Source organism: Arthrobacter sp. E3 (genome assembly GCF_017353415.1).
GTDB lineage: Bacteria > Actinomycetota > Actinomycetes > Actinomycetales > Micrococcaceae > Specibacter.
In genome coordinates this window covers 20,386-42,431 of sequence record NZ_JAFMPX010000024.1, presented here as the reverse complement: position 1 = coordinate 42,431, position 22,046 = coordinate 20,386, and the positions used below count along the sequence as shown (strand labels likewise).

At 62.5% G+C, this 22,046-nt stretch carries 21 protein-coding genes; 7 read left to right on the top strand and 14 right to left on the bottom strand.

The features are described from left to right. Nucleotides 1–91: 91 nt before the first annotated feature. The 6 genes from JMA46_RS11295 to JMA46_RS11270 all read right to left on the bottom strand — a co-directional run bounded on the left by JMA46_RS11295 (nt 92) and on the right by JMA46_RS11270 (nt 7,404). Complete coding sequence (locus tag JMA46_RS11295; protein ID WP_207345434.1) at nt 92–1,219, bottom strand: 3-deoxy-7-phosphoheptulonate synthase; 1,128 nt, start codon at nt 1,217–1,219, stop codon at nt 92–94. A 283-nt stretch (nt 1,220–1,502) separates the two neighbouring features. Continuing rightward, the gene (locus JMA46_RS11290; protein ID WP_207345433.1) at nt 1,503–2,762 is read right to left on the bottom strand and encodes an FAD-dependent oxidoreductase; all 1,260 of its coding nucleotides are present in this window, start codon (nt 2,760–2,762) and stop codon (nt 1,503–1,505) included. A 114-nt stretch (nt 2,763–2,876) separates the two neighbouring features. After that, nucleotides 2,877–3,569: a DUF1961 family protein gene (locus JMA46_RS11285; RefSeq protein ID WP_207345432.1), complete on the bottom strand. Its 693-nt coding sequence runs from the start codon at nt 3,567–3,569 to the stop codon at nt 2,877–2,879. A 269-nt stretch (nt 3,570–3,838) separates the two neighbouring features. After that, on the bottom strand, nt 3,839–5,179 hold the full coding sequence (gdhA, locus tag JMA46_RS11280; RefSeq protein WP_207345431.1) for an NADP-specific glutamate dehydrogenase: 1,341 nt from the start codon (nt 5,177–5,179) through the stop codon (nt 3,839–3,841). Between the two features lie 161 nt (nt 5,180–5,340). Beyond that, nucleotides 5,341–6,189, bottom strand: coding sequence for a metalloregulator ArsR/SmtB family transcription factor (locus tag JMA46_RS11275; protein ID WP_207345430.1), 849 nt, complete (start codon nt 6,187–6,189; stop codon nt 5,341–5,343). 66 nt (nt 6,190–6,255) lie between these two features. Beyond that, nucleotides 6,256–7,404, bottom strand: a complete 1,149-nt coding sequence (locus JMA46_RS11270) for an acetoin utilization protein AcuC (RefSeq protein WP_207345429.1) — start codon at nt 7,402–7,404, stop codon at nt 6,256–6,258. 160 nt (nt 7,405–7,564) lie between these two features. On the opposite strand from JMA46_RS11270, the gene JMA46_RS11265 reads away from it, so the two are divergent. The 5 genes from JMA46_RS11265 to JMA46_RS11245 are packed head-to-tail and all read left to right on the top strand — an operon-like array spanning nt 7,565 to nt 11,408. Further along, nucleotides 7,565–8,956, top strand: a complete 1,392-nt coding sequence (locus tag JMA46_RS11265; protein WP_348770131.1) for a potassium transporter TrkG — start codon at nt 7,565–7,567, stop codon at nt 8,954–8,956. After that, complete coding sequence (locus JMA46_RS11260) at nt 8,949–9,635, top strand: TrkA family potassium uptake protein (protein ID WP_207345428.1); 687 nt, start codon at nt 8,949–8,951, stop codon at nt 9,633–9,635. The genes JMA46_RS11265 and JMA46_RS11260 overlap by 8 nt, the downstream gene beginning before the upstream one ends. 48 nt (nt 9,636–9,683) lie before the next feature. Further along, nucleotides 9,684–10,193 (top strand): methylated-DNA--[protein]-cysteine S-methyltransferase, encoded by a 510-nt coding sequence (locus JMA46_RS11255; protein ID WP_207345427.1) that lies wholly within the window; start codon nt 9,684–9,686, stop codon nt 10,191–10,193. Then, entirely contained in the window at nt 10,190–10,807 is a 618-nt protein-coding gene (locus tag JMA46_RS11250) for an RNA polymerase sigma factor (protein WP_247647245.1), read from the top strand. The genes JMA46_RS11255 and JMA46_RS11250 overlap by 4 nt, the downstream gene beginning before the upstream one ends. Next, nucleotides 10,800–11,408: a methylated-DNA--[protein]-cysteine S-methyltransferase gene (locus JMA46_RS11245; RefSeq protein ID WP_207345426.1), complete on the top strand. Its 609-nt coding sequence runs from the start codon at nt 10,800–10,802 to the stop codon at nt 11,406–11,408. Before JMA46_RS11250 ends, JMA46_RS11245 begins: the two co-directional genes overlap by 8 nt. A gap of 96 nt (nt 11,409–11,504) precedes the next feature. On the opposite strand, the gene proC is transcribed toward JMA46_RS11245, so the two are convergent. The 7 genes from proC to JMA46_RS11210 all read right to left on the bottom strand — a co-directional run bounded on the left by proC (nt 11,505) and on the right by JMA46_RS11210 (nt 20,353). Further along, nucleotides 11,505–12,341 carry a pyrroline-5-carboxylate reductase gene (gene proC, locus JMA46_RS11240; protein ID WP_207345425.1) on the bottom strand — a complete coding sequence of 279 codons (837 nt, stop codon included), beginning with the start codon at nt 12,339–12,341 and terminating at the stop codon, nt 11,505–11,507. 319 nt (nt 12,342–12,660) lie between these two features. Beyond that, the gene (locus JMA46_RS11235) at nt 12,661–13,509 is read right to left on the bottom strand and encodes a sugar phosphate isomerase/epimerase (protein WP_207345424.1); all 849 of its coding nucleotides are present in this window, start codon (nt 13,507–13,509) and stop codon (nt 12,661–12,663) included. A gap of 6 nt (nt 13,510–13,515) precedes the next feature. Continuing rightward, nucleotides 13,516–14,502, bottom strand: coding sequence for a Ppx/GppA family phosphatase (locus JMA46_RS11230; protein ID WP_207345423.1), 987 nt, complete (start codon nt 14,500–14,502; stop codon nt 13,516–13,518). A 90-nt stretch (nt 14,503–14,592) separates the two neighbouring features. Then, nucleotides 14,593–17,379 carry a type I DNA topoisomerase gene (topA, locus tag JMA46_RS11225; protein ID WP_207345422.1) on the bottom strand — a complete coding sequence of 929 codons (2,787 nt, stop codon included), beginning with the start codon at nt 17,377–17,379 and terminating at the stop codon, nt 14,593–14,595. Between the two features lie 125 nt (nt 17,380–17,504). Further along, the gene (locus tag JMA46_RS11220) at nt 17,505–18,254 is read right to left on the bottom strand and encodes an MgtC/SapB family protein (protein WP_207345421.1); all 750 of its coding nucleotides are present in this window, start codon (nt 18,252–18,254) and stop codon (nt 17,505–17,507) included. Between the two features lie 82 nt (nt 18,255–18,336). Beyond that, nucleotides 18,337–19,974, bottom strand: a complete 1,638-nt coding sequence (locus tag JMA46_RS11215; RefSeq protein ID WP_207345420.1) for a methyltransferase — start codon at nt 19,972–19,974, stop codon at nt 18,337–18,339. After that, nucleotides 19,967–20,353, bottom strand: a complete 387-nt coding sequence (locus JMA46_RS11210; RefSeq protein ID WP_207345419.1) for a hypothetical protein — start codon at nt 20,351–20,353, stop codon at nt 19,967–19,969. Before JMA46_RS11210 ends, JMA46_RS11215 begins: the two co-directional genes overlap by 8 nt. Nucleotides 20,354–20,568: 215 nt before the next feature. On the opposite strand from JMA46_RS11210, the gene JMA46_RS11205 reads away from it, so the two are divergent. Beyond that, nucleotides 20,569–21,069, top strand: a complete 501-nt coding sequence (locus JMA46_RS11205) for a WYL domain-containing protein (protein WP_207345418.1) — start codon at nt 20,569–20,571, stop codon at nt 21,067–21,069. Nucleotides 21,070–21,078: 9 nt separating this feature from the next. Continuing rightward, nucleotides 21,079–21,396, top strand: coding sequence for a YrhK family protein (locus JMA46_RS11200; protein WP_207345417.1), 318 nt, complete (start codon nt 21,079–21,081; stop codon nt 21,394–21,396). A gap of 131 nt (nt 21,397–21,527) precedes the next feature. Here the strand turns inward: JMA46_RS11200 and JMA46_RS11195 are convergent, their stop codons facing one another. Then, nucleotides 21,528–21,920, bottom strand: a complete 393-nt coding sequence (locus tag JMA46_RS11195) for a VOC family protein (RefSeq protein WP_207345416.1) — start codon at nt 21,918–21,920, stop codon at nt 21,528–21,530. Nucleotides 21,921–22,046 lie beyond the last annotated feature (126 nt).

The following is a 22,046-nucleotide window of genomic DNA, read 5'->3' as shown; positions in this document are numbered from 1 at the left end:
TGTCTCCGGCGCAGCCTCTTCTGCTCCCAGGTTCAACTCTAGGTGCAGAAGTGATTTCTGTGAAAGTTGTTTCTTCGGGTAGCACTGCTTTTCAGGCAGTGCTGCTGCGGCGAGTGTGCGAGGCCCCGGCCAGCTTGGCCAGCACGTCCGCCGTGACATCCCAGTCCATGCAGGCGTCGGTGACGCTCTGGCCGTAAACCAGCTCGGCTTCTCCGGAAGCCACCTGGTCAACGTCGAGTTTCTGCGCCCCACCCACCAGGAAGCTCTCCAGCATAACGCCGGCAATGGTGTGGGCCGATGCGTCGCCGGCCTCCAGCTGGGCACCCACTTCCAGCGCAACCTCAGCCTGGCGATGGTGGCTCTTGCCGGAGTTGGCATGGCTGGCATCAACGATCAGCCGCGGGTTGATGCCCGCCTGCCCCGCCTGGACTGATGCCTGTGCCACGTCCGCAGCATGGTAGTTGGGGCCCCTGCGCCCGCCGCGCAGGATCACGTGGGTGTCTTGGTTGCCTGCCGTGCTGACAAGGGAGGCCCGTCCGGCGCCGTCGATCCCCAGGAAAGACTGCGGGGCACTGGCAGCGTTGCATGCATCGAGGGCGATTTGCAGGTCCCCGTCGGTTCCGTTCTTGAAGCCGATGGGCATGGAGAGCCCTGAGGAGAGCTGGCGGTGGATCTGGCTCTCCGTGGTGCGGGCACCAATGGCACCCCAGGAAATCAAATCGGCGGTGTACTGCGGGCTGATCGGTTCAAGGAATTCAGTACCTGTGGGGAGCCCTAATCGGGCCACGTCGAGCAGGAACTTCCGCGCCATTTCCAGCCCCTTGGCCACGTCGTGGCTGCCATCAAGGCCGGGGTCGTTGATCAGGCCCTTCCAGCCCACCGTGGTTCGGGGCTTTTCGAAGTAGGCGCGTATCACGATCAGCAGGTCCTCTTCATGCTCCTTCGCGGCTCCAGCCAAGCGACGGGCGTACTCCAGCCCAGCCTCGGTGTCATGGATGGAGCACGGGCCCACCACCACCAGCAGCCTGTCATCCAGCCCGTCCATGATGGCCCGGACCTGGTCGCGGCCGCGTTCGACGACGTTGCTTGTGTAGGAGTCCAGCGGAAGTGTGGCGTCCAGCTCGGCAGGCGACGGCAGTTCGGTGAAGTGGCTGACACGCAGGTTAGTGGTGGATGCCGGAACCGCTGCTGTGCTTTCGGGGGCTGCTGCAATGCTCATGGAGTGGATTCCTTATATGGGGGCTGGCAGCGGGCCCCCTCTTCCGGAGCCCGCCTGAAAATGGCGACGGACAGGAAATAAATTTCCTGTCCTGTTGGCTCTGAAGGTCATTGGATGCGTGTCAGTTAGACGCGGGCCCCTCCAGAGCCAACGAAAAATACGCATACCAACGGTTTGTCATGTCCACACCATATGCCGGGCTCTGCCCATCCGCCAAATCGATTGTGATTCAGGACATGCTGGCACGCTGTCAGCACGGCGGGCCAGCTGGCCCATGGTTCGACTAACGCAGCGGATTAAAGTGGCGCATGATCTCAGGCGGCCTGTTCCCCGTCAGTTTAGCAGCCACCATTTTTCCTGTCAGCGGCCCCAGCGCAATCCCCCACATGCCATGCCCGCCCGCAACGTGGACGCGCGGGGACCGGGTAGCGCCCACAAGCGGAAACCCATCCGTGGTGCACGGCCTGGACCCCACCCATTCCTCCGCCCTGTCTTCCCAGTTGATCCCGGTGAACATGGGCGAGGCAGCCTTCACGATCGCCTGGATGCGCCGCGGGTCCAAGGGGGCGTCTGCATCCTTGAACTCCATCATGCCGGCGACCCGGAACCGGTCCCCCAGCGGCGTGCAGGCCACACGCTGGGCCGGGAAGTAGATCGGGCGGCTCGGCATCGCCTCAGGCACCACCGTGAAGCTGTAGCCGCGGCCTGCCTGGACCACGCGCTTGACGCCGAACTTACGCGCAAGCGTCCCCAGCCAGGCACCCGTGGCGAGAACGACGGCGTCGGCCTTCAACGAGCGCCCTTCCGAACCGATCACCTCCACGCTGCGACCGTCGTCACGGATGTCCAGCACGTTGAAGGCTGTCAGCAGCTCAGCACCCCGGGCCACCACGGTGTTGGCCAGGGAATCCATGAATGCAGGGGGGTTGATGTAGCGCTGGTCGCGGATCTCAACGCCGGCAACCACCCCGCGGCCCAGAGTTGGCTCGAGCGCGCGGATCTCCTCCGCGGACATGAGCGTGAAGTCCACGGTTCCTCCGGTCTCGCGGATGACGTGCAGTTCCTTCACCAAGGCATCGCGGTCCTTCAATGATGCGAAACCCGTCAGGAAAGGGTCCGCCGGGTGCGTGTTTTCGGCTACCGGCGGAGTTCCGTCCGCAAGTTCTGCAAACGCATCAATGCCGCTGCGTCCGATTTCAGCAAACACGGCCATGGCCGCCCGCCACTTCCCGGGTGTGCAGTTGCGGGCGAAGCCCAGCAGGAATCGCAGCAGTGCCGGATCGGTGGAAAAGGGGGTGTAGAGGGGTGAGTTCGGGTCCAGCATAGCCTTGAGACCGTACGTCAGCACGGATGGTTCGCTCAGCGGCAGCGTCAATGCCGGGGTGAGCCATCCAGCATTGCCCCACGACGAGCCGGAAGCAACGCCGCTGCGCTCCACCACGGTGACCTTGATGCCGTGTTCCTGCAAATACCAGGCAGTGGACAATCCGATGATTCCTGCACCAACAACAACTACATGTTCAGGCGCCGCTGCACTGGCCACGATCCACTCTCCTCGCGAGTTGGCCGGCTCCTTGATTGCCGACGCTAGTCCCAGCGTATCGGTGTTCGCACCGCGCCGGGGTCACAGTTTAGCCAGCTCGTTCCGTGCGCTGTCTCAGAGGAGCGCGGTGACGGTGAGATTTCTGTACGCTGCCAGCAATGGGGCCATCTGGCGCAGGCCCAAATACCCTCCTTCGAGGCAGGGACCGGTAGCGTCGCCGTCGTCGAGCCACCGGAAAATCTGCAGGCCGTTAATGCTCAGTGTGACCTGTGGGCCGTCCTTGCACACGTCCATACGGTAGAACCCGTCAGCATCTTCGGGGCTTGGCAGCGGGTCCGCTCCCTGCGCGACCATGTGGGCACCGGGGCTCTTGCGCAGGTTGCACGTGCGGAAGGCCCGCTCGGAGGCAAACTTGCGCCGCTGGTATGAAACGTGAAGCGTGTCAATGTCCGAGGAGTGGTATTGGGGATAAAATCCGGTGCGCGGAGCAAGCTCCGGAGAAAAGAGGTCCCGGCCAGCGCTGCCACGCGCCCCGAAGAACAGCATGGCAAGCCCTTGGCCCTCGAGTGGAAGATAGTCCCAGGAAATCCGGACTCGGTCCGGGAAGCTCACCGGGCACCACAGCACGAAATGCGCGTGCGGGCCCATCGCGTCAGGATCTGCGCTGCTGCCCAACACGGCACCGCCGTGACCGTCCGTGATGGTGACCGGCCCTTCACGAACCCAGCCCGCCAGGGACTCCACCGACATCGCGTTGCTATACAGCACCGGCTCGGGGCTGGCGTCGCCGCTCCTATCGACGCTCATGCCGAGACCGGCTTCTTGGGAGTCGGTGACTGGACGTTCATCGGTGCTTCCTTCGGGAGTTGAAACATGTGCTTCAGCAAATCTTATTCTTGCGGTGGACAGCCTGCCCAGCCGACCCTACGCCACTCCCGGTCCCTGCTGAGGCGTCATGACACAGCGGCCCCACGCAACCCACCGATGCAGAGGGGGAAAGGACGACGGCGCGCCCCCCACTTGTGCGGGGGACGCGCCGTCGTCCTTTCCGCTTAATGCGGATGGGCAAAAACTTTCTAGATCAGGCCCTGAGCCAGCATGGCGTCGGCAACCTTGACGAAGCCGGCAATGTTGGCGCCCACCACGTAGTTACCCGGGGAACCGTAGGTCTCTGCGGTCTCGGCACAGCGGTTGTGGATGCCGACCATGATGTTCGCCAGGCGTGCTTCGGTGTGCTCGAAGGTCCAGGCGTCGCGGCTGGCGTTCTGCTGCATTTCCAGCGCAGAGGTTGCCACCCCGCCGGCGTTGGCAGCCTTGCCCGGTGCGAACAGGATCCCAGCTTCCTGGAACACGGCGATGGCGCCGCTGGTGGAAGGCATGTTGGCGCCTTCGGCAACCGCAACCAGGCCGTTCTTGACCATGCCAGTGGCTGCTTCGGTGTTGATTTCATTCTGCGTGGCGCAGGGCAGTGCCACGGAAGCGTTGACGTCCCAGACGGAGCCGCCCTCGACGTAGCTGACGGAAGCGCCGCGTCGCACGGCGTACTCCTTCAGACGGCCACGCTCTTTTTCCTTGATCTGACGCAGCAACGACACATCAATGCCGTTTTCGTCGACAATGTAGCCGGAGGAATCCGAGCAGGCCACAACCTTGGCGCCGAACTGCTGGGCCTTGGCGATGGCAAAGGTCGCCACGTTGCCGGATCCTGAGACAACCACGCGCTGGCCGTCAAGTGAGGTCCCGCGGGTCTTGAGCATTTCCTGGGTGAACATGACGGTGCCAAAGCCGGTGGCTTCGGGACGCACCAGGGAACCGCCCCAACCAACACCCTTGCCGGTCAGAACGCCCGACTCGTAGCGGTTGGTGATGCGCTTGTACTGGCCAAAGAGGTAGCCGATTTCACGGCCGCCAACACCAATATCACCTGCAGGAACGTCAGTGTATTCGCCGATGTGGCGGTAGAGCTCGGTCATGAAGCTCTGGCAGAAACGCATGACTTCACGGTCGGACTTGCCGCGCGGGTCAAAGTCGGACCCGCCTTTGCCGCCGCCGATGGGCATGCCGGTCAGTGCGTTCTTGAAGATCTGCTCGAAACCAAGGAACTTCACAATGCCCAGGTACACCGAGGGGTGGAAGCGGAGGCCGCCCTTGTACGGGCCAAGTGCAGAGTTGAATTCAACGCGGAAACCGCGGTTGATCTGCACGTTGCCGGCGTCGTCCATCCACGGCACACGGAAAATGATCTGGCGCTCGGGTTCGCACAGGCGCTGCAGCACGTTGGCGTCAACAAATTCTGGATGTTTGTCCAAAACGGGGCCGAGGCTCTCGAAAACTTCCAAAACTGCCTGGTGGAATTCTTTTTCACCGGGGTTGCGGGCTAAAACCTGCTCCCGGATGGCTTCTAGCCTGGTATCCATGAGTCTCCTGAAAGGGGTGAGGCGCCGAAGGGCAGCGCATAAATAAGCTCTGCTGCAATCTTGCAGGCGAGTAGCCGCTGAGGCTAATTCTTCTCACAAAATGACATGATATGAAAGATCATGCATAAATATTCGACTCTGGTAGGTATTTTACGTAATCTTTAGTCTTTTCGACGCCTAAATGCGGGCAGGTTGGACAGCAGATCTGCCGCCTTGTTGGCAGCCCGGCCCACACTGCGGCTGATTTGCCCCGGCACTCCGCCTTCATGATCGTTCGACTGCACAACGATCGCCGGTGCACCTTTTAGCTGCACATCGCCTTTGGCTTCCTGCCCGTGGGCCTTGGAGGCAGGAACAACCACTGCTGTATCTTCTGATGACTTCGCGCCGCCACCTGGCGTTGACGCTTCAGCGGCTGCCAACGATGTGGGTTCAGGTTCGGGCTTTGCTGAAGTAGCCGATGCGGTCTGCGAGGCAGCAACGGTAACCGGAGCAGGTGCCTGAGCAGGCGCCGCAACTGGTCCTGGCGCTGGCGCCACTGCCGGTGCGTCTGCACTTGCGTCTGCCCCGACTGTTTCAGGGGTTGCACTCCTGCTGGAAGTTCCATTCATAGTGGCGCCGGTGGTTATCGCTGCGCTTGCTGGCTGTCGGCGAACTGGCGGCTGTGGTCTGGAGGCCACCCGGGCTTCCGCAAGCGCTGGCGCCGCCGTCTGGGCTGTTTCGGAGGGCTCCGGTGAAGTCATAGCAGCACCGGCGCCAAGGGAATCCAGCCACGCCGCAACCAGCGTGAGGGGTTCGGTGTTAATGCCGTAGAAGCGTTTCTGTCCTTGGGCGCGCATGGTGACAACTCCTGCTTCGCGCATTACGCGCAGGTGCTTGGACACGGTGGGCTGGGAAACGCCCAGCTCGTCCACCAGCTGGCCAACGGCCTTGCTCTCCTGCGCCAACGCTGCCAAGATGTCCCGGCGCGTGGTTTCGGCAATTACCGCAAAGACTTTTTCTGCAACCATTCCACTACCCTAACGACATATGCCTTGAACAGCATCCTGAAACCCAAGATCAGCCGGCCAGCGGGGTCAGTCAAACCATGGATCGAGGCCATACAAAGGAAAGACCGCCTTCCTTGTGGCCATGACGGTCCTGTCCAGCGCATCCGAGGGGTTGTAGCCCACTTCCCATGAGCGCCACCACGTGTCGGCGTCCTCGCCCATGAATTCCGGGGCGGTCATGCCATATTTCTGCGCAACATGTTCCCGCCATGGCTCCGGCACCGGCGTACGCAGCGGGACGGGCCGGCCTGCCACGATCGCCATCAGGTGGGACCACACCCGTGGAACAACGCTGAAGATGTTGTAGCCACCTCCACCGGTGGCAATCCAACGCCCTCCACACACTTCGTCTGCCAGCGCCGCAATGCTCAGCGCCGCTTCACGCTGGCCGTCAACACTCGTATTGAGGTGCGTCAGGGAGTCGTCGCGATGCGAGTCGCAGCCGTGCTGGCTGAGGATCACCTCGGGCTTGAACGCCCGCACCAACGGGGGCACCACCGCATGAAAGGCTCTGAGCCAACCAGCATCGGAGGTGCCGGCAGGCAGGGCGACGTTGACGGCGGAACCTTCTGCCAATGGTCCGCCAAGGTCGTTGGCAAACCCGGTTCCCGGGAAGAGTGACATGCCCGACTCATGCAGTGAGATGGTGAGCACGCGGGGGTCATCCCAAAAAATTCGCTCGGTGCCATCACCGTGGTGGGCGTCTATATCGATGTATACAACTTTGGACACGCCAGAGTCCAGCAGCTTGGTGATGGCCAAAGCAGTGTCGTTGTAGATGCAGAAACCACTGGCTTTTCCGGAGAAGGCGTGGTGCATGCCGCCACCAAAGTTCACTGCACGCGTCACAGTTCCATCAAGGACTGCTTGGGCTGCCAGTAGTGACCCCCCACCGAGCCTGGCGCTGGCTTCATGGATTCCGGCAAAAACTGGATCATCCTCAGTGCCAAGGCCACGTGCGGTGTCACTCAATGATGGGTCCTGCCCTACCCGGCGCACGGCGGCGATGTAGTCACGGTCGTGCACAGTGGCCAATTCGTCGTCGGAAGCCACATACGACTCAACAACCTGCACTTGGGGAAGTTCAAAGATTCCCAGCTCACGTGCCAAGGCAGCTGTGAGCTCCAATCGCTTGGGCGACATGGGATGATTTGGGCCGAAATTGTATGCAGACATGGCTGCATCGCAGACTATGCTTGTCGGGACGGCCGCTGGCCCTGAGCTGGCAAATGATGACATCCATCACAGGCTACCCAAGTCTGGCCGCAAATGCCGTATCCGCGGCTTTGCGAAGGTTCATTGCAGGAAGGGCAGTACGGCGTTGACAGCTAGTTCAATAGTTCCTCGGTGGCTGCCCCGCTGGCCGTTAAGAGTCGTCGTGAGCATCCGCGACTTTGTCGACAGGGTGGCAAACAGCTCCCCTGCACGGTTGGCGCTGATCGTCTTCGCGCTGGTCATTCTGGCCTTCACGTTGACCTTGTGCCTTCCGGCAGCAGCCCGGGATGGCCAAGCCACCGCCTTCCATGACGCACTTTTTACGGCAGCCTCGGCAGTCTGTGTGACAGGGCTGACCACCGTCTCCACCGCCTTGCATTGGTCATTTTTTGGCCAGCTGGTTATTTTGATTGGCATCTTTGTGGGTGGCTTGGGCATTCTGACCCTCGCCTCGCTGATGGCCCTCATGGTCAGCAAACGGCTCGGTGTGCGCGGCAAACTCATCGCCCAGGAAGCCATGAATGCCGGCCGCATGGGCGAGGTGGGCACCTTGCTGCGCATCGTCATCAGCACCTCGGTGGCCATTGAAATTGTGCTGGCCTTGGCGCTGGCGCCCCGATTCCTCATTCTGGGCGAGCCGCTCCCCCAAGCCATCTGGCACGCAACTTTCTACTCCATCTCCGCGTTTAACAACGCTGGCTTCACCCCTCACTCCGACGGCGTGGTCCCTTACGAAGCAGATCTGTGGATCCTGACCCCGCTCATGATTGGCGGCTTCATCGGCAGTCTGGGGTTTCCGGTGCTGATGGTGCTCTTGGCCACGGGCTTCCGCTTCAAGAAGTGGACGCTGCACGCCAAGCTCACCGTCCAGGTATCGCTGATGCTCCTGGTGGCCGGCACGGTGCTGTGGGGTGCCATGGAATGGACCAACCCGGCAACCATCGGCGGCATGAGTGTCGGGGACAAGCTCACGCACTCATTGTTTGCCTCCGTCATGACCCGTTCCTTGGGCTTTAACCTCGTGGATATGAATGCCATGCATTCCTCCACCATGCTGCTCACTGACGCCCTCATGTTTGTGGGCGGCGGCTCGGCCTCAACCGCCGGCGGCATCAAGGTGACCACCCTTGCCGTGATGTTTCTGGCCATTGTGGCCGAAGCCAGGGGTGACAATGATGTGAAAATCCATGGCCGCACCATCCCCCAGGGAACCATGCGCGTGGCCATTTCCGTCATTATGATGGGTGCCACGTTCGTCATGATCGCCTGTGGTCTGCTGCTGGCCATCTCAGGGGAAGCCCTGGATCGGGTGATTTTCGAGACTATTTCAGCCTTCGCCACGGTGGGCCTGAGCACGGGGCTCAGCGGTGAGCTCCCGCCGTCGGGCAAGTATGTCCTGAGCGCCATGATGTTCTTTGGCCGGGTTGGCTCCATTACGCTTGCCTCGGCGCTGGCGCTGCGCCAACGCCGCCAGCTGTACCACTACCCGGAAGAGAGGCCCATCATTGGCTGAGAAGATCAACTCCAGCAACCGTCCGCCGCACAACGCTCCAGTTTTGGTCGTTGGACTGGGCCGTTTTGGTGCCGCCACAGCCCACCAGCTGGTCAAGCAGGGCCGGGAAGTGCTGGCGATCGAGCGCGACCCCGCCCTGGTGCAAAAGTGGGCCGGCGTGCTGACCCACGTCGTGGAGGCCGACGCCACGAACATCGACGCACTGCGCCAGCTTGGGGCACAGGACTTCAGCTCCGCCGTCGTGGGTGTGGGAACGTCCATTGAATCCAGCGTGCTGATCACCGTGAACCTGGTGGATTTGGGCATTGCACACCTGTGGGTCAAGGCCATCACGCAGTCACACGGCAAGATCCTGACGCGCATTGGCGCCAACCACGTCATCTACCCCGAGGCAGACGCAGGCGTCCGTGCTGCGCACCTGGTGGGCGGGCGCATGCTTGACTTCATCGAGTTCGACGACGATTTTGCCATTGTGAAAATGTACCCGCCGAAGGAAACGCAGGGGTTCACGCTGGAGGAGTCCAAGGTCCGTTCCAAGTATGGCGTGACCATTGTCGGGGTGAAGTCCCCAGGTGAGGATTTCACCTATGCGCAGCCAAGCACGCGCGTATCCGGGCGCGACATGCTCATTGTCTCCGGGTACGTCGACCTGCTTGAACGCTTCGCCGCTCGCCCGTAAACTCACGTTTTCCGGATGGTCAGCGTCTACCGGGCAGGAGGTGTTTCCATGGTTAGGCACATGGTCTTTGACTCGCCATTGGGCTTGCTGACGGCGGTGGAGAACGGCTCAGGCCTACAAGCTGTATACATGGCCGAGCACAAGCGCCGCCCAGCTTGGGACACGTTCGGCGAGGCGGTGGAGGCGTCGGTTTCACCCGTCTTGGCACAGACTGCGGCAGAACTTGGTGAGTACTTTGCCGGCGACCGGCAGGAATTTTCCGTTCCGCTGGCCCCACGAGGCAGCCCGTTTCAGCAGTGTGTCTGGGCTGCGCTGCGCATCATTCCCTACGGCGAAGTCCGCAGCTACGGCGAACTGGCGGCCGCGCTGGGTGACCGTTCCATGGCGCAGGCCGTTGGATCGGCGAACGGCCGCAACCCGATCAGCATTGTTGTCCCCTGCCACCGGGTGCTCGGCTCCGACGGCTCACTGGTGGGTTATGCAGGCGGGCTTGAACGCAAACAGTTCCTGCTCGAGCTGGAGAACCCCGCCCGTTCCCACACGGAGACGCTGTTTTGAGTCTGGAGCCTTCCGGGCCGGGCCACAAGCAGGCAGCTCCCGGCGCTGCGGTGCCGCCTTTTGAGGTGCTGGTGACGCAGCACGGGCCCGCTGTGCTGCGGTTGTGCCGGGCCATGGTGGGCGTGCTCGATGCCGATGACGTATGGCAGGAAACATTTATGGCTGCCCTGCGCGCCTACCCCTCAAGTGGAAACGTCCGCAATTTCCAGGCCTGGCTTGTCACCATCGCCCGCAACAAAGCGGTGGACCACCACCGCAAGGCTGGACGGCTACCGCTCTTGTCGGATTCTTCGATGGAGTTCGGAGCTGGGGCTGCCCCGTTCCGTCCCGTGCCTGGTTCGTGCGGGAGCGACGACGTGCAGGGCGGAGGGGACGGCGTCGTACGTGCTGTGGAAGCTGGAGAGACGGCCGGTTTGGTATGGGCAGCGTTGGCGAAACTGCCACCCACGCAACGCGGGGCCGTGGTTTATCACCATCTAGCGGGGCTGAATTATGCAGATGTGTCTGCATTGCTCGGAAATTCCGAGGCTGCCGCACGACGGGCCGCAGCAGACGGCATGAAGGCGTTGCGCACCTTGTTGGTGCCGAGCGAAGGGATGGAACACGATGGATGAGCATGAATTACCCGCGGAACTTGCGCCCGTGGTGGCCGCAGATGCTGAGGCGTTGAACAGGCTCGGTGCGGCCTTCAGGAAACGAGCTTCATCCGAGGGGCTGGTGGATGTGGCGTATCGGGTGATCGACTCTCCCGTGGGGCGGCTGTTGCTGGCCGCGACCGAGGCGGGCCTGGTGCGGGTTGCGTTTGCCAGCGAAGGGCACGATGCCGTGCTTGAATCGTTGGCGGCCACCATCAGCCCACGCGTCCTTGCTGATCCGGCCCGTCTGGATGCGGCGGCTAAGGAGCTCGAGGAGTATTTTGACCGGCGGCGGCGCCACTTTGACCTTGCCCTGGACTTTCGGCTGGCGCACGGTTTCAGACGCGAGGTCCTCTCCCACCTGCAGGAGATCGGGTACGGCCGTACTGCCAGCTATGCGGCCGTGGCGGCGCTGACCTCAAGTCCCCGGGCTGTGCGGGCAGTGGGAACAGCGTGTGCCCGCAACCCGCTGCCGCTGGTGGTGCCGTGCCACCGGGTTGTCCGGTCGGACGGCGGACAGGGTGCCTACTTGGGCGGCATGGAGGCGAAATCACTGCTGCTGGCGCTCGAAGTGGCCTAGTTTTGGTTTCTTCGCGGATGCGGGGGCTGTTGTGGTGATCGGACGCTGCTATAGCGGCATCCGATCACCACAACAGCCCCTGCAGGCGTTTGGCGCCTACGCTCCGGAGAGTTCTGCGGTGATTTCGGCGGCGCGGGCGGCGGCGGACTCGGCTCCGGCCTTTACAATTGCCGGCAGTCCCTGGCGGTCAAACGTCGCAATGGCCTGTTCCGTGGTGCCCTTGGGACTCGTAACCGCGCGGCGCAGCTCGGTGGCGTTGGCGCCGGGTTCAGCCAGCATCATGCCGGCACCAGCCACGGTTTCACGGGCCAGCACCTGAGCAATTTCAGGGGCCAGGCCGAGCGACTCCCCTGCTGCAGCCATCGCTTCTGCCAGGTAGAACGCGTATGCAGGCCCTGAGCCGCTGATTGCGGAAACGGCATTCTGCTGCTCTTCCGGAACGTCAAGAACTACGCCGGAGCCATCGAAAATCGCATGGGCATCCGCCAAGTGATGCTCCTCGACATTCGATCCACCGGACAAGGCAACCACCCCACGGCCAACCTTCAACGGCGTGTTCGGCATTGACCGCACCACGGGCTGGCCGGGGCGCAATGCACCCTCAAGCTGCTCCAAGGAAACGGCGGCGGCGACGCTGATGACCACTGCGCTGGGATCAAGAGCGGCAGAAATTTCGCGGCACAGGTCAATAATGCCCACGGGCTTCACCCCCAGAATGACCACGCTGGCGCCTTGAACGGCTTCCGCATTGGCGCCGGATTCCTCATTGGAGGCCAGTGCCGTGACGCCGTGACGCTCCACCAGTTCATTGGCTCGCTCGGGGCGGCAAACCGTCACCGTCACTGACGTTGGCGACACCCCGGCGGCCAGCATGCCGCCCAGAATCGCCTCTCCCATGGACCCACAACCAAGAAATACAATCTTTTTCATCATGTCCCCATCATTCTTGGCAGTGACAGTGCACGCAAACTGGAAACGCTTTGGACGGACTCAAAACACCTGAAAACCGGTTAACGGCAAACGCACAGCTCGCGCCCCGGCTATTCTCAACCACGGGACGTAATCTTTTAACTACCTCATAAGGGTGCGAGTGATGATCGGACTGGCCTTGTCCTGAAGGCCAGTCAAATCGCCGAAGAACTCACCAGTGTTTCCCCCCATCCACTGGCGCAGACGCTTCGGCGATTTCACGTTAACGGCCCTTTTCCCCGAAGCTTCCCCGCAGCCGGGCCTTGTGGCGCCAGAGAAGTGTCTAGGAAAGTGTCTGGCCCAAGTGCACGCGGGCAAATTCCAGTGTTTCAGCCAACCACTCCTCGCGCTGCCCGGCCCCCTTGGCCTTGCGGGTGGAAACTTCTGCCACCACGGCGCCGTCGAACCCGTTGGCGGCAATGTGCGTGAGCACTTCCACGCACTCCTGCGTACCGTGGCCCGGGATCAGGTGCTGGTCCTTGGTGGAGGAGGTGCCATCGGTCAAGTGGATGTGCCGCAGCCGCTTCCCGAGTGCCTTCACCGCGTCAAGGCTCGAGGCGTCCGCCGTTGCCGCGTGCGAAAAGTCCCAAGTGACATCTTTGTAGTCCTGCGGTACCGGGTCCCAGTGCGGCAGGTAGGCCAGCGCTTCACGTCCGCGCACACGCCACGGGTACATGTTTTCAACGGCGATACGAATCCCGAACGCATCGGCAATGTCTCGCACACCGTGGGCAAACGTCTCGGCGTAGTCGTTCTGCCAGCGAAACGGCGGGTGCACCACCACCACGTCGGCCCCGACATCCACGGCCATCTGAGCCGAACGCTGGATCTTGTTCCAGGCACTTCCCCACACCTGCTGTGTCAGTAGAAGAGTGGGTGCGTGAATGGCCACAATGGGCTGCTCATAGCGTTCGGCCAGCCGATTCAATGCAGCCGCGTCCTGACTGTCGCCGTTGTGCGTCACCAGCACCTCAACGCCGTCGTAGCCCAGGTCGGCGGCAATGGCGAAGCCGTCATGAACCGACAGTGGATACACCGAGGCCGTGGAAAGTGCCACAGGGATGTGCGGCTTGGGTCCTGTGGCCGCCTCCACGGGCTGCTCGACCGGGTCATTGCTGGGTACGTGCGTCATCTATGCCTACTTCGTGTCCGAATTTCTCAGCTTACCAACGTGCGCAGGCGGATCCAGCGGACCATCGAAAACGAGTTGGTCGAGGCGCCGCAGAATCAGGCCTTCCCGCAGCGCCCAAGGGCTGATCTGCATGGTTGTCACATTGAACAGTTCAAGGGCGGTCTGAGCCACCAGAGCGCCGGCCAAAACCTGCGGAGCACGTGCCGCTGAGACGCCGGGCAGGTGCAAACGGTCGGCGGAGGACATCGCCGAGAGCCGCTGAGACCACAAGCCCAGGTCGCTAAGGTGCAGTTCCCTACGCACGTACGGCCCCATGGACGACGGCGCCGCCCCGGTGATGCGTGCCAGCGCCCGGAACGTCTTGGAAGAGCCCGTGACGATGTTGGGTGTACCGAGTGCCTGCGTGAGGGCGATAGGTTCCTGCAGGGTCGCTTTGATGTGCTTGCGCAAGCGTTTGATGCTCTTGGCTGTGGGAGGGTCTTCTGCGAGCCACTCGCGAGTCAGCCGGCCGGCACCCAAAGGCACCGAATGAGCCAGATCGGGCAGTTCGTTGGAGCCTTGGGATATTTCAAAGGAGCCACCGCCAATGTCCAGATTCAAGATGGTCCCTGCGCCCCAGCCATGCCAGCGGCGCACAGCGAAGAACGTCATGGCGGATTCTTCCTCACCGGTGAGCTCGGTCAGGCGGATGGTGGTTTCATGCTGGACACGGGCCAAAACAGCGGCACCATTGGTTGATTCCCGGATGGCCGAGGTGCAGAACGCCAAAAGGTCCTTAGCCTGGTGCTTGGCCGCAAATTCCCACGCTTCAAGGATGAATTCAATCAGCTCATGCTGCCCCTCATCGTTGATGTTGCCGTCCGCATCGAGGTGCTTCACCAGGCTCAGGGGTCGTTTGTGGGAGGCGAAAGGCACGGGGTTTGCTCCCGGACGCGCGTCAACAAGAAGCAAGTGGACTGTATTGGACCCGATGTCGAGTACGCCTAATCTCATAGCGCCATTATTCTCCATCCGCACCCTTCCATGTGAAAGGCCACTTGGTGGCGAAGCAACAAATGTGTTGCCCCGCCACCAAATGGCCTTTCACAGCTCGCCGGAACTAAGTTTCTCCTTCTTGGTCGGCGCCTTCTTCTTGGGCGCGGCTTTCTTCGCCGGTGCCTTCGCAGTGCGCTTGACAGGACCGCGCTCACGCTTGTCCGCCAGAAGTTCGACGGCGGTTTCCCGGGTCAGTTCCTCAACCTCGGTTCCGCGAGGCACGGTGATGTTCGTGATGCCGTCGGTGATGTACGGGCCGAAGCGGCCCTCCTTAACCACAATGTTCTTCCCCGAGACAGGGTCCTCGCCAAATTCAGCCAGCGGCGCCACGGCGGCACGGGCTCCGCGCTGCTTGGGTTGGGAGTAGATCTCCAGCGCCTGCTCAAGGGTGATGCTGAAGATTTCCTCTTCCGTCCCGATGGAACGCGAATCTGAGCCCTTCTTCAGGTACGGCCCAAAGCGGCCGTTCTGGACGGTGATCTCATTACCTTCGGCGTCCGCACCCAGGACGCGGGGCAGGCTCATGATGGCCAGCGCCTCGTCCAGCGTAATGGTGTCAACGCTCATGGTCTTGAACAGCGATCCTGTGCGCGGTTTGACCTTCACAGGCTTCTTCGGCGGCTTCGGCTTGCCGTTCTTGTAGTACTCCACCGGCTGGTTGGCGATGTCCTCTTCCGTCATCTCGGGGATGACTTCGGTGACGTACGGGCCGTAGCGGCCGTTCTTGGCCACTACGGTGTTCCCTGACACCGGATCGGCGCCCAGCACCCGTTCCTCGGGAGCGGCCGTTTCCATGAGTTCCTGCGCCTTGGCGGGCGTGAGCTCGTCGGGGGCCAGATCCTCAGGCACATTGGCGCGGGCGGCCTCAATGATTTCCCCGGTCTTGGGGTCGACCGTGGGGACGGTGCTTTCCAGATACGGACCAAACTTGCCCACGCGCAGTACCAGGGTGTCGGTGATGGGCATCGAGTTGATGTCTCGGGCGTCAATGTCGCCCAGGTTGTTCACAATGCTCTGGAGCCCGACGTCGTCCCCGTCACCAAAGTAGAAGTGCTTGAGCCAGTCAGAACCCTGCTCCTGACCGTTGGCGATGCGGTCCAGTCCGGTTTCCATGCCTGCGGTGAACTCGTAGTCCACGTAGTCGGTGAAGTGCACTTCCAGCAGGCGCACCACGGAGAACGCGATCCAGCTGGGCACCAGCGCGGAGCCCTGCTTGCGAACGTAGCCGCGGTCCATGATGGTGGAGAGCGTGGAGGCATAGGTGGAGGGGCGGCCGATGTCGCGCTCTTCCATTTCCTTCGTCAGCGACGCTTCGGTGAAGCGCGGCGGTGGGGAGGTGTCGTGGCCGTTAGCCTGGACATCGGCGGCCGTCAGCGCGTCGTTTTCCTTCACGTTGGGCAGGCGGCGGTCTGAATCGTCGGAGTCGTTGCGGGACTCGTCGCGGCCTTCCTCATAGGCAGCCAGGAAGCCGCGGAACGTGATGACCGTGCCGGAGGCCGAGAACTCGGCGTCCTTTCCGTCGGCAGCACCGCCGGATGCCTTGGCACCCAACTTGATGGTGGCCGTGGAACCCTTGGCGTCCGCCATCTGCGAGGCCACGGTGCGCTTCCAAATCAATTCGTACAGCTTGAACTCATCCCCGCGCAGGGCACTGGCCACCTGGGCCGGGGTGCGGAAGGAATCGCCGGCGGGACGGATGGCCTCGTGGGCTTCCTGCGCGTTGGAGCTCTTGTTGGCGTAAACACGCCGGGCAGCGGGCACGAACTCGGGGCCGTACAGCTCCGAGGCCTGCCGGCGGGCGGCGTTGACGGCCTCGTCACTGAGCGAGGATGAATCCGTACGCATATACGTGATGTAACCGTTTTCGTACAGGCGCTGGGCGGTTGACATCGTCGACTTGGAAGTGAAGCGCAGCTTGCGCCCGGCCTCCTGCTGCAGGGTCGACGTCGTAAACGGCGGGGCCGGACGGCGGGTGTAGGGCTTGTGCTCCACTGAGCGGACAGCAAACGGGACGTCCTGCAACGCCGTGGCGAGTGCCTTCGCGGCCACCTCATCCAAGTGCGTGACGTTCTTGCCCGTCAGTTCGCCCTTGTCGCTGAAGTCACGGCCGGAGGCCACGCGCAGACCGTCGACGGAGGCCAGCTTGGCGTTGAATTTCTCACCCGTTTCCGGGGTGAACGTGCCGGCCAGGTCCCAGTAGTTCGCGGATCGGAACGCCATGCGCTCACGCTCACGCTCCACCACCATGCGGGTCACTACGGATTGCACACGGCCGGCGGACAGCTTCGGGGCCACCTTGCGCCACAGCACCGGGGAAAGCTCGTAGCCGAACAAACGGTCAACGACGCGGCGGGTTTCCTGCGCATCCACCAGATCGGTGTCCAGTTCGCGCAGGTTTCCCATGGCGCGCTGCAGCGATTCCTTCGTGATTTCCGCAAACGTCATGCGGTGCACGGGCACCTTCGGCTTGAGTACCTCGAGCAGATGCCACGCGATGGCCTCGCCTTCGCGGTCCCCATCAGTTGCGAGGTAAAGCTCGTCGGCGTCCTTGAGCTGCGCCTTGAGCTCGGCTACCTTCTTTTTCTTGTCCGGGGAGATCACGTAATACGGCTTGAAATCGTGGTCAAGGTCGACGGCGAACTTGCCGATCGAGGTCTTCTTCAGCTCCGCTGGGAGCTCGGAAGGCTGCGGAAGGTCACGGATGTGGCCGATCGAAGCCTCGACGACGAAACCCTCGCCCAAGTACTTGGCGATGGTCTTGCTTTTGGCAGGGGACTCTACGATGACGAGCTTTTTGCCGGTCTTGGGCTTGCTGGCTGCTGCCTTGCTGGGCACGGTACTCCTACAGGGAATGAATGGGGGTCGAACGGCGTCCCCCAGAGCCTAGTTCACCATATTTTAACCGTGAACGCGTATTGCGCAGAAATCCGCGGGGAAAAATCAGGACCCGAACACGGCGTTTATTCGTTCTCGTCGTCAAAGGAAATGGCCTTGATGGTGGCCAGTGCGGAGAGCTCTTGCAGGAGCGTGCCACGTGGTGCAAGGCCCTCGATTTCCAACTCGACTTCAACAAGATTGGCTCCGTTGGGGCTGCTTTCCTCGTTCACGCCCCGGCCCAGCACGCCATTGCCTGAGTGGTCCAGGGGCTGGGTGGAAAAGCCCTGGATCTGAAAGCCAAGGCTCGTGCACCTCTGCAGGATTTCCCGCAACGCGCCTGTCCCGTCTTCGTAGGTCACCTGCAGGGCATGGTAGCGCCGGCCCGACATCCGCAGCCGGGCAATGATCCTGGCATACACCACAACCACCAGGAAATATGCGCCTGTGACAAACGCCGCAGGCAGCACCAGTCCCGCCCCGGCGGCCGATCCCACAGCGGCCGTGAGCCAGATCGAGGAAGCCGTGGTCAGCCCACGCACCTTGTTCCGGCGCACAAACACCAGGCCGGCACCGATGAAGCCTATGCCCGTCACAATCTGGGCGGCCACCCGGGAAGGATCCAGGACGACAAGATTCACATCCAGCACATCGGAAAAGCCGTATTTGCTGACCACCATGAACAGCGCCGCACCCAAACCGACCAGGGCGTGAGTGCGCATGCCAGCGGATTTGTTGTTGACCTGCCGTTCGAGCCCAATCAGGGTCGGAAGCACGACGGCGGCCAGCAGGCACAGCAAGATGGCCCACCACGGGGCGTTGCTTCCCAGGACCATGCGGCCTCCTCAGCGTTGCTCCCACGGTACCCGCACCACACAACCCCCACCACTCATTCGATTCCGCTGGCTGTCTTCAGGTTCAGGCAGGGAGCAGGAAGCCGTCCCTGACCAGATTGCACACCTCTTCGTAGAGGTTGGTGGAAAACTCGGCGTCGGGGCGTTCCAACAGGACTGCGAGCGCACCGATCAACTGCCCCACCGTGAGTTCACCGTCGCTGGCGGAGGCGAACCCGGCCAGTTCGGTGCTGAGCAGGTTTGTGCGGCGCAGCCCGGCGCCCTGCCGCAGCAGGATCACCCCCGGATGTTCGGCCCCCGGGCGCTGGTGGCGTTCCTCGGTAACGTCCTGCGCCACCACCAGGAGCTCATCCATGATGGATTCCCGCTCTTCGAGCCAGCTTTCACGGTCCAAAGTGGCTGCCAGGTGGGGCCCCACGGGTTGTTCGATGGGGTATAGGATTTCCTCGAAGCGGGGTTCCTGGGCCGTCTCCCCCGCGGCGGGGCGGCGCAGCAGGATGTAGCCAAATCCCACACCGGCCACGTTGCGGGAGTCGAAATCGAGCATGTAGTCCTCGTAGGCGGCAGCGTAGGCGTCCGAGTCCCGTCCCTGGGAGGCATCCTGCAGCCACGTTTCGGCGTAGCTGCCGGGGCTGACCTGCTCGCGCTGGATGAACCACGCCTGCGTCCCTTCGGCAACCCACTGCCGGGGGCGGGCCGACCACTCACCGGGCGCGCCGGCGTCGTGCTTGGCTGTCTGGATCTCCCAGTTCCCCAGCATTTGTCCGATACCGCCGGGAGCAAGGACGCTTGGCAGTTCGCGCACCAGACTCTCGACGATCGCGTCCCCTGCCAGCCCGCCGTCGCGGTAGGTGAACTGATCGGTGCTGTGCTCGCCGCGGTGCCGGGGCGTGATGACGAAGGGCGGGTTGGAGACGACCAGGTCAAAGCTCTCCCCGGCCACGGGTTCCAGTAGACTGCCCAGGCGCAGCGAGACGCGCGGGCTGGTGTTGCTGGTGTCGAAGTCGGCTGCGCCCAGGCCCAGTGCCGGGGCGTTCAGGACCAGGTTGAAGCGCGTGAACGCCAGGGCGCGCACGGAAATATCGGTGGCAACGACGGTTTTTGCGTGATGCAGCAGGTGGAAAAGTTGAATGCCGCAGCCCGTCCCCATGTCTAGGGCTCGGTCCACGGGGCGCCGGATGGTCCCTTGGGCCAGCGTCAGCGACGCCTGCCCGATGCCCAGCACGTGGTCGTGGCGCAGCACGCCGGGGCGCTGGTGGGCGCCGAGATCGCTGGCCACCCACAGGTTGGTGTCTTCCCCGCCTGCCCCATCAGCAGGCCAGCCGTAAGGGCGCAGGTCTACGGCGGCGCGCACCATCTCCGCAGTGGTGTTGTCGGGGCTGGGCGCCGCTTCAATGAGCCCCGCTGTCGTCAGCGCTTCAATGTCAAGGCTGGGCAGCGCCGTGGCCAGCTCCTTGGCGGGAACACTGTGCGCCAGCAGCCACAATCGCACGACGGCGGCCAGCGGCTCCGTGCGCCCGCGCAGCACCAGCACGGCCGGCACCGTTTGGTCCCGGCCCAGCGCCAGGTGGGCTTCCTCGCCGAGAATCCCCGCCACGCCGTCGACCGTGTAATCAAGGGCCAGCAGGTCTGTTGCCAGGGCGGACAGGAGGTCCGGGTTGTCGCTGCACGGGGCGTCGGGCACGGTGGAGAAATCAGTCATGCACCAAGCTTAACCAGTCCGGTGTGGCTCTAGATGACGGCCGGGGCGAGCTTGCCAGAAGTGTGCCGTGGCTATTGTTGTAGTTTTTCCCCGGCAACGGGTGGGTGAACTTCAGCGCGGACCAGGTTGCATCCACGCTCAGGCAGGTGCTTTCGACCAAACCGTGCGAGTACCCGATCCTTATGACTGCCGGAAGGGTAAGGTCGGTGCCGAGCTGCTTTGCTTTGGGCCAGGACACCCACAGCATCCCCGATGGCGCCAGGTGCGCCTTCAGGGCGGGAAAAGTCTCGCTCATCCCGGCTTGCGTGGTGGTGAATAGATGCAGGTAGCCGAACTTGCCGCTGACTTCCGATGCTATTTCCAGCGGCGGCAACTGCATAGCTCTATGGCAGACGGCGGGGCTGCCAGCAGGAATGCACGACTTCCCGACTTCACACCCATTTTCTGTGCGACCATGCGGTACGGACGCTGTGGGTTTCCTTGAGTAGGTTCTGTGGCGTTCACGACCGGTTCCTCTGCGCATGGATTCCCAGGTGGTGCGGATTGTGCATAATGCCCAGGATATTGCCGAGCGGGTCTGTGGCCAACAGTTTCGTGGACCACCTTGCTACCTCCGATACGTCGTTTGCAGAGAAGCTGACGGTAGCCATTCCACTAAACATGATTTCGGTCCTTTGCTCGCAGCGGTGGTTTGACGGGTGTCTTGACGAGTTGCCGGTTTGCCGCGTCGGTAACCACAAGCACGAGGCCCACGCCGCCGCCGCCACCGTCGCACTCGACCCCGCGCCATGGCGTGAGGCTGACCGCATCATTGCACTAATTGTTACCCAACTACCTGCTCAGCGGCCTGATGCTTTCGAACTGTCACGGGAGTGGAGTCACGTCGTGGATGAGGACGGGCGTGTGCGCATGCGAGTCACCGCGTCCATTGCATTGTCGATCGCGGAGCAACTCGCTGGCTGGGGCAGCGCAGTCGAGGTGCTGGAACCCGAGAACGTCAAAGCCCATCTCGCCCGCTTGGGCGCGGAACTCGTGAACCTGTACGCGCCGGCATCCTCGCAAATTCCAACGGCAGGCGGACAATGTCCACGGTAGGGTTGACCTATGGATACAGCGTCTGATCGAGATGATGGCGGAACGTCCAGCGGCCCGTTGATTCTGCACTTGGGGCATGAAGAACTCATCATTCGCCAGCGCTACGAAACGATCAGCATCGTGAACGATCTGTTGATCGGGTGTTGGTTTCTGGTGGGGAGTTTCTTCTTCTTTTCTCCGTCACTGACCAATGTCGGTACATGGCTGTTCGTGGTGGGCAGCATAGAAATGCTGATCCGGCCGGCCATCCGCTTTACGCGGAGGGTGCATTTGCGCCGTTACCATCCGGATCTCCCTGGAATTGGCGACGGCGGCCACGACTTTTAGCCTGAAGCTACGTCCGTGCCATGGAGGCGTCGGCATCGAGGTCGGTGGGGTTCTCGGCGTCGATGATCAGCCCGCACCGGTGTGACCTTGATCAGGTCCAGGTTGAGTTGGGGTACTGGCTCGCCCGTTCCCTACTCAACTTCGGTCCCGAACCACCAGCGATGGCCTTCTCGGTCGCGGACGCCGTATTCGCGACGCCCGTAGGGCTGGTCCTGTGGCATCTGCTCGATCATGGCCCCCGCAGCACGGGCACGTTCATAGTGTGTGTCGACATCCTCGACGAGGATGGCAAGCCCACCGAAGGCAAGTTGGTGCGAGCGGGGTGAGGACAAGTCATGCTCAGGGGTTTCCCGATGCAACCAAATTGGTCCTCCGTTCGCGTAGACCTCGCCGTGGACCACCTGGCCGTCGTCGCTGCGGTGGAGGGGGCCCGGTTCAAAGCCGAAGGCCTCGCCGAGGAAGCTCAGGGCAGCTTCTATGTCGGCATAAACCAAGATCGGCGTGATGTTTGGCGTGGTGGGCATTGTTCCATCTCCTTCGCACAACAATTCCAACTTTTTCGCGTCAGCGGACCAACCCTCGGAAGGTTTGCGAGGCTAGCGCCGAACCCGGGCCCAGTTGAAGAGTCCGTGCTTGGATCGCATCGGCCC

Coding starts and splice junctions, on each gene's coding strand:
- JMA46_RS11230 (WP_207345423.1), bottom strand. CDS start 14,502: ATGAGATTAGGCGTACTCGACATCGGGTCCAATACAGTCCACTTGCTT.
- JMA46_RS11295 (WP_207345434.1), bottom strand. CDS start 1,219: ATGAGCATTGCAGCAGCCCCCGAAAGCACAGCAGCGGTTCCGGCATCC.
- JMA46_RS11235 (WP_207345424.1), bottom strand. CDS start 13,509: ATGACGCACGTACCCAGCAATGACCCGGTCGAGCAGCCCGTGGAGGCG.
- JMA46_RS11270 (WP_207345429.1), bottom strand. CDS start 7,404: ATGTCTGCATACAATTTCGGCCCAAATCATCCCATGTCGCCCAAGCGA.
- JMA46_RS11200 (WP_207345417.1), top strand. CDS start 21,079: ATGGATACAGCGTCTGATCGAGATGATGGCGGAACGTCCAGCGGCCCG.
- proC (WP_207345425.1), bottom strand. CDS start 12,341: ATGATGAAAAAGATTGTATTTCTTGGTTGTGGGTCCATGGGAGAGGCG.
- JMA46_RS11255 (WP_207345427.1), top strand. CDS start 9,684: ATGGTTAGGCACATGGTCTTTGACTCGCCATTGGGCTTGCTGACGGCG.
- JMA46_RS11285 (WP_207345432.1), bottom strand. CDS start 3,569: ATGAGCGTCGATAGGAGCGGCGACGCCAGCCCCGAGCCGGTGCTGTAT.
- JMA46_RS11275 (WP_207345430.1), bottom strand. CDS start 6,189: ATGGTTGCAGAAAAAGTCTTTGCGGTAATTGCCGAAACCACGCGCCGG.
- JMA46_RS11245 (WP_207345426.1), top strand. CDS start 10,800: ATGGATGAGCATGAATTACCCGCGGAACTTGCGCCCGTGGTGGCCGCA.
- JMA46_RS11220 (WP_207345421.1), bottom strand. CDS start 18,254: ATGGTCCTGGGAAGCAACGCCCCGTGGTGGGCCATCTTGCTGTGCCTG.
- JMA46_RS11210 (WP_207345419.1), bottom strand. CDS start 20,353: ATGCAGTTGCCGCCGCTGGAAATAGCATCGGAAGTCAGCGGCAAGTTC.
- gdhA (WP_207345431.1), bottom strand. CDS start 5,179: ATGGATACCAGGCTAGAAGCCATCCGGGAGCAGGTTTTAGCCCGCAAC.
- JMA46_RS11195 (WP_207345416.1), bottom strand. CDS start 21,920: ATGCCCACCACGCCAAACATCACGCCGATCTTGGTTTATGCCGACATA.
- JMA46_RS11215 (WP_207345420.1), bottom strand. CDS start 19,974: ATGACTGATTTCTCCACCGTGCCCGACGCCCCGTGCAGCGACAACCCG.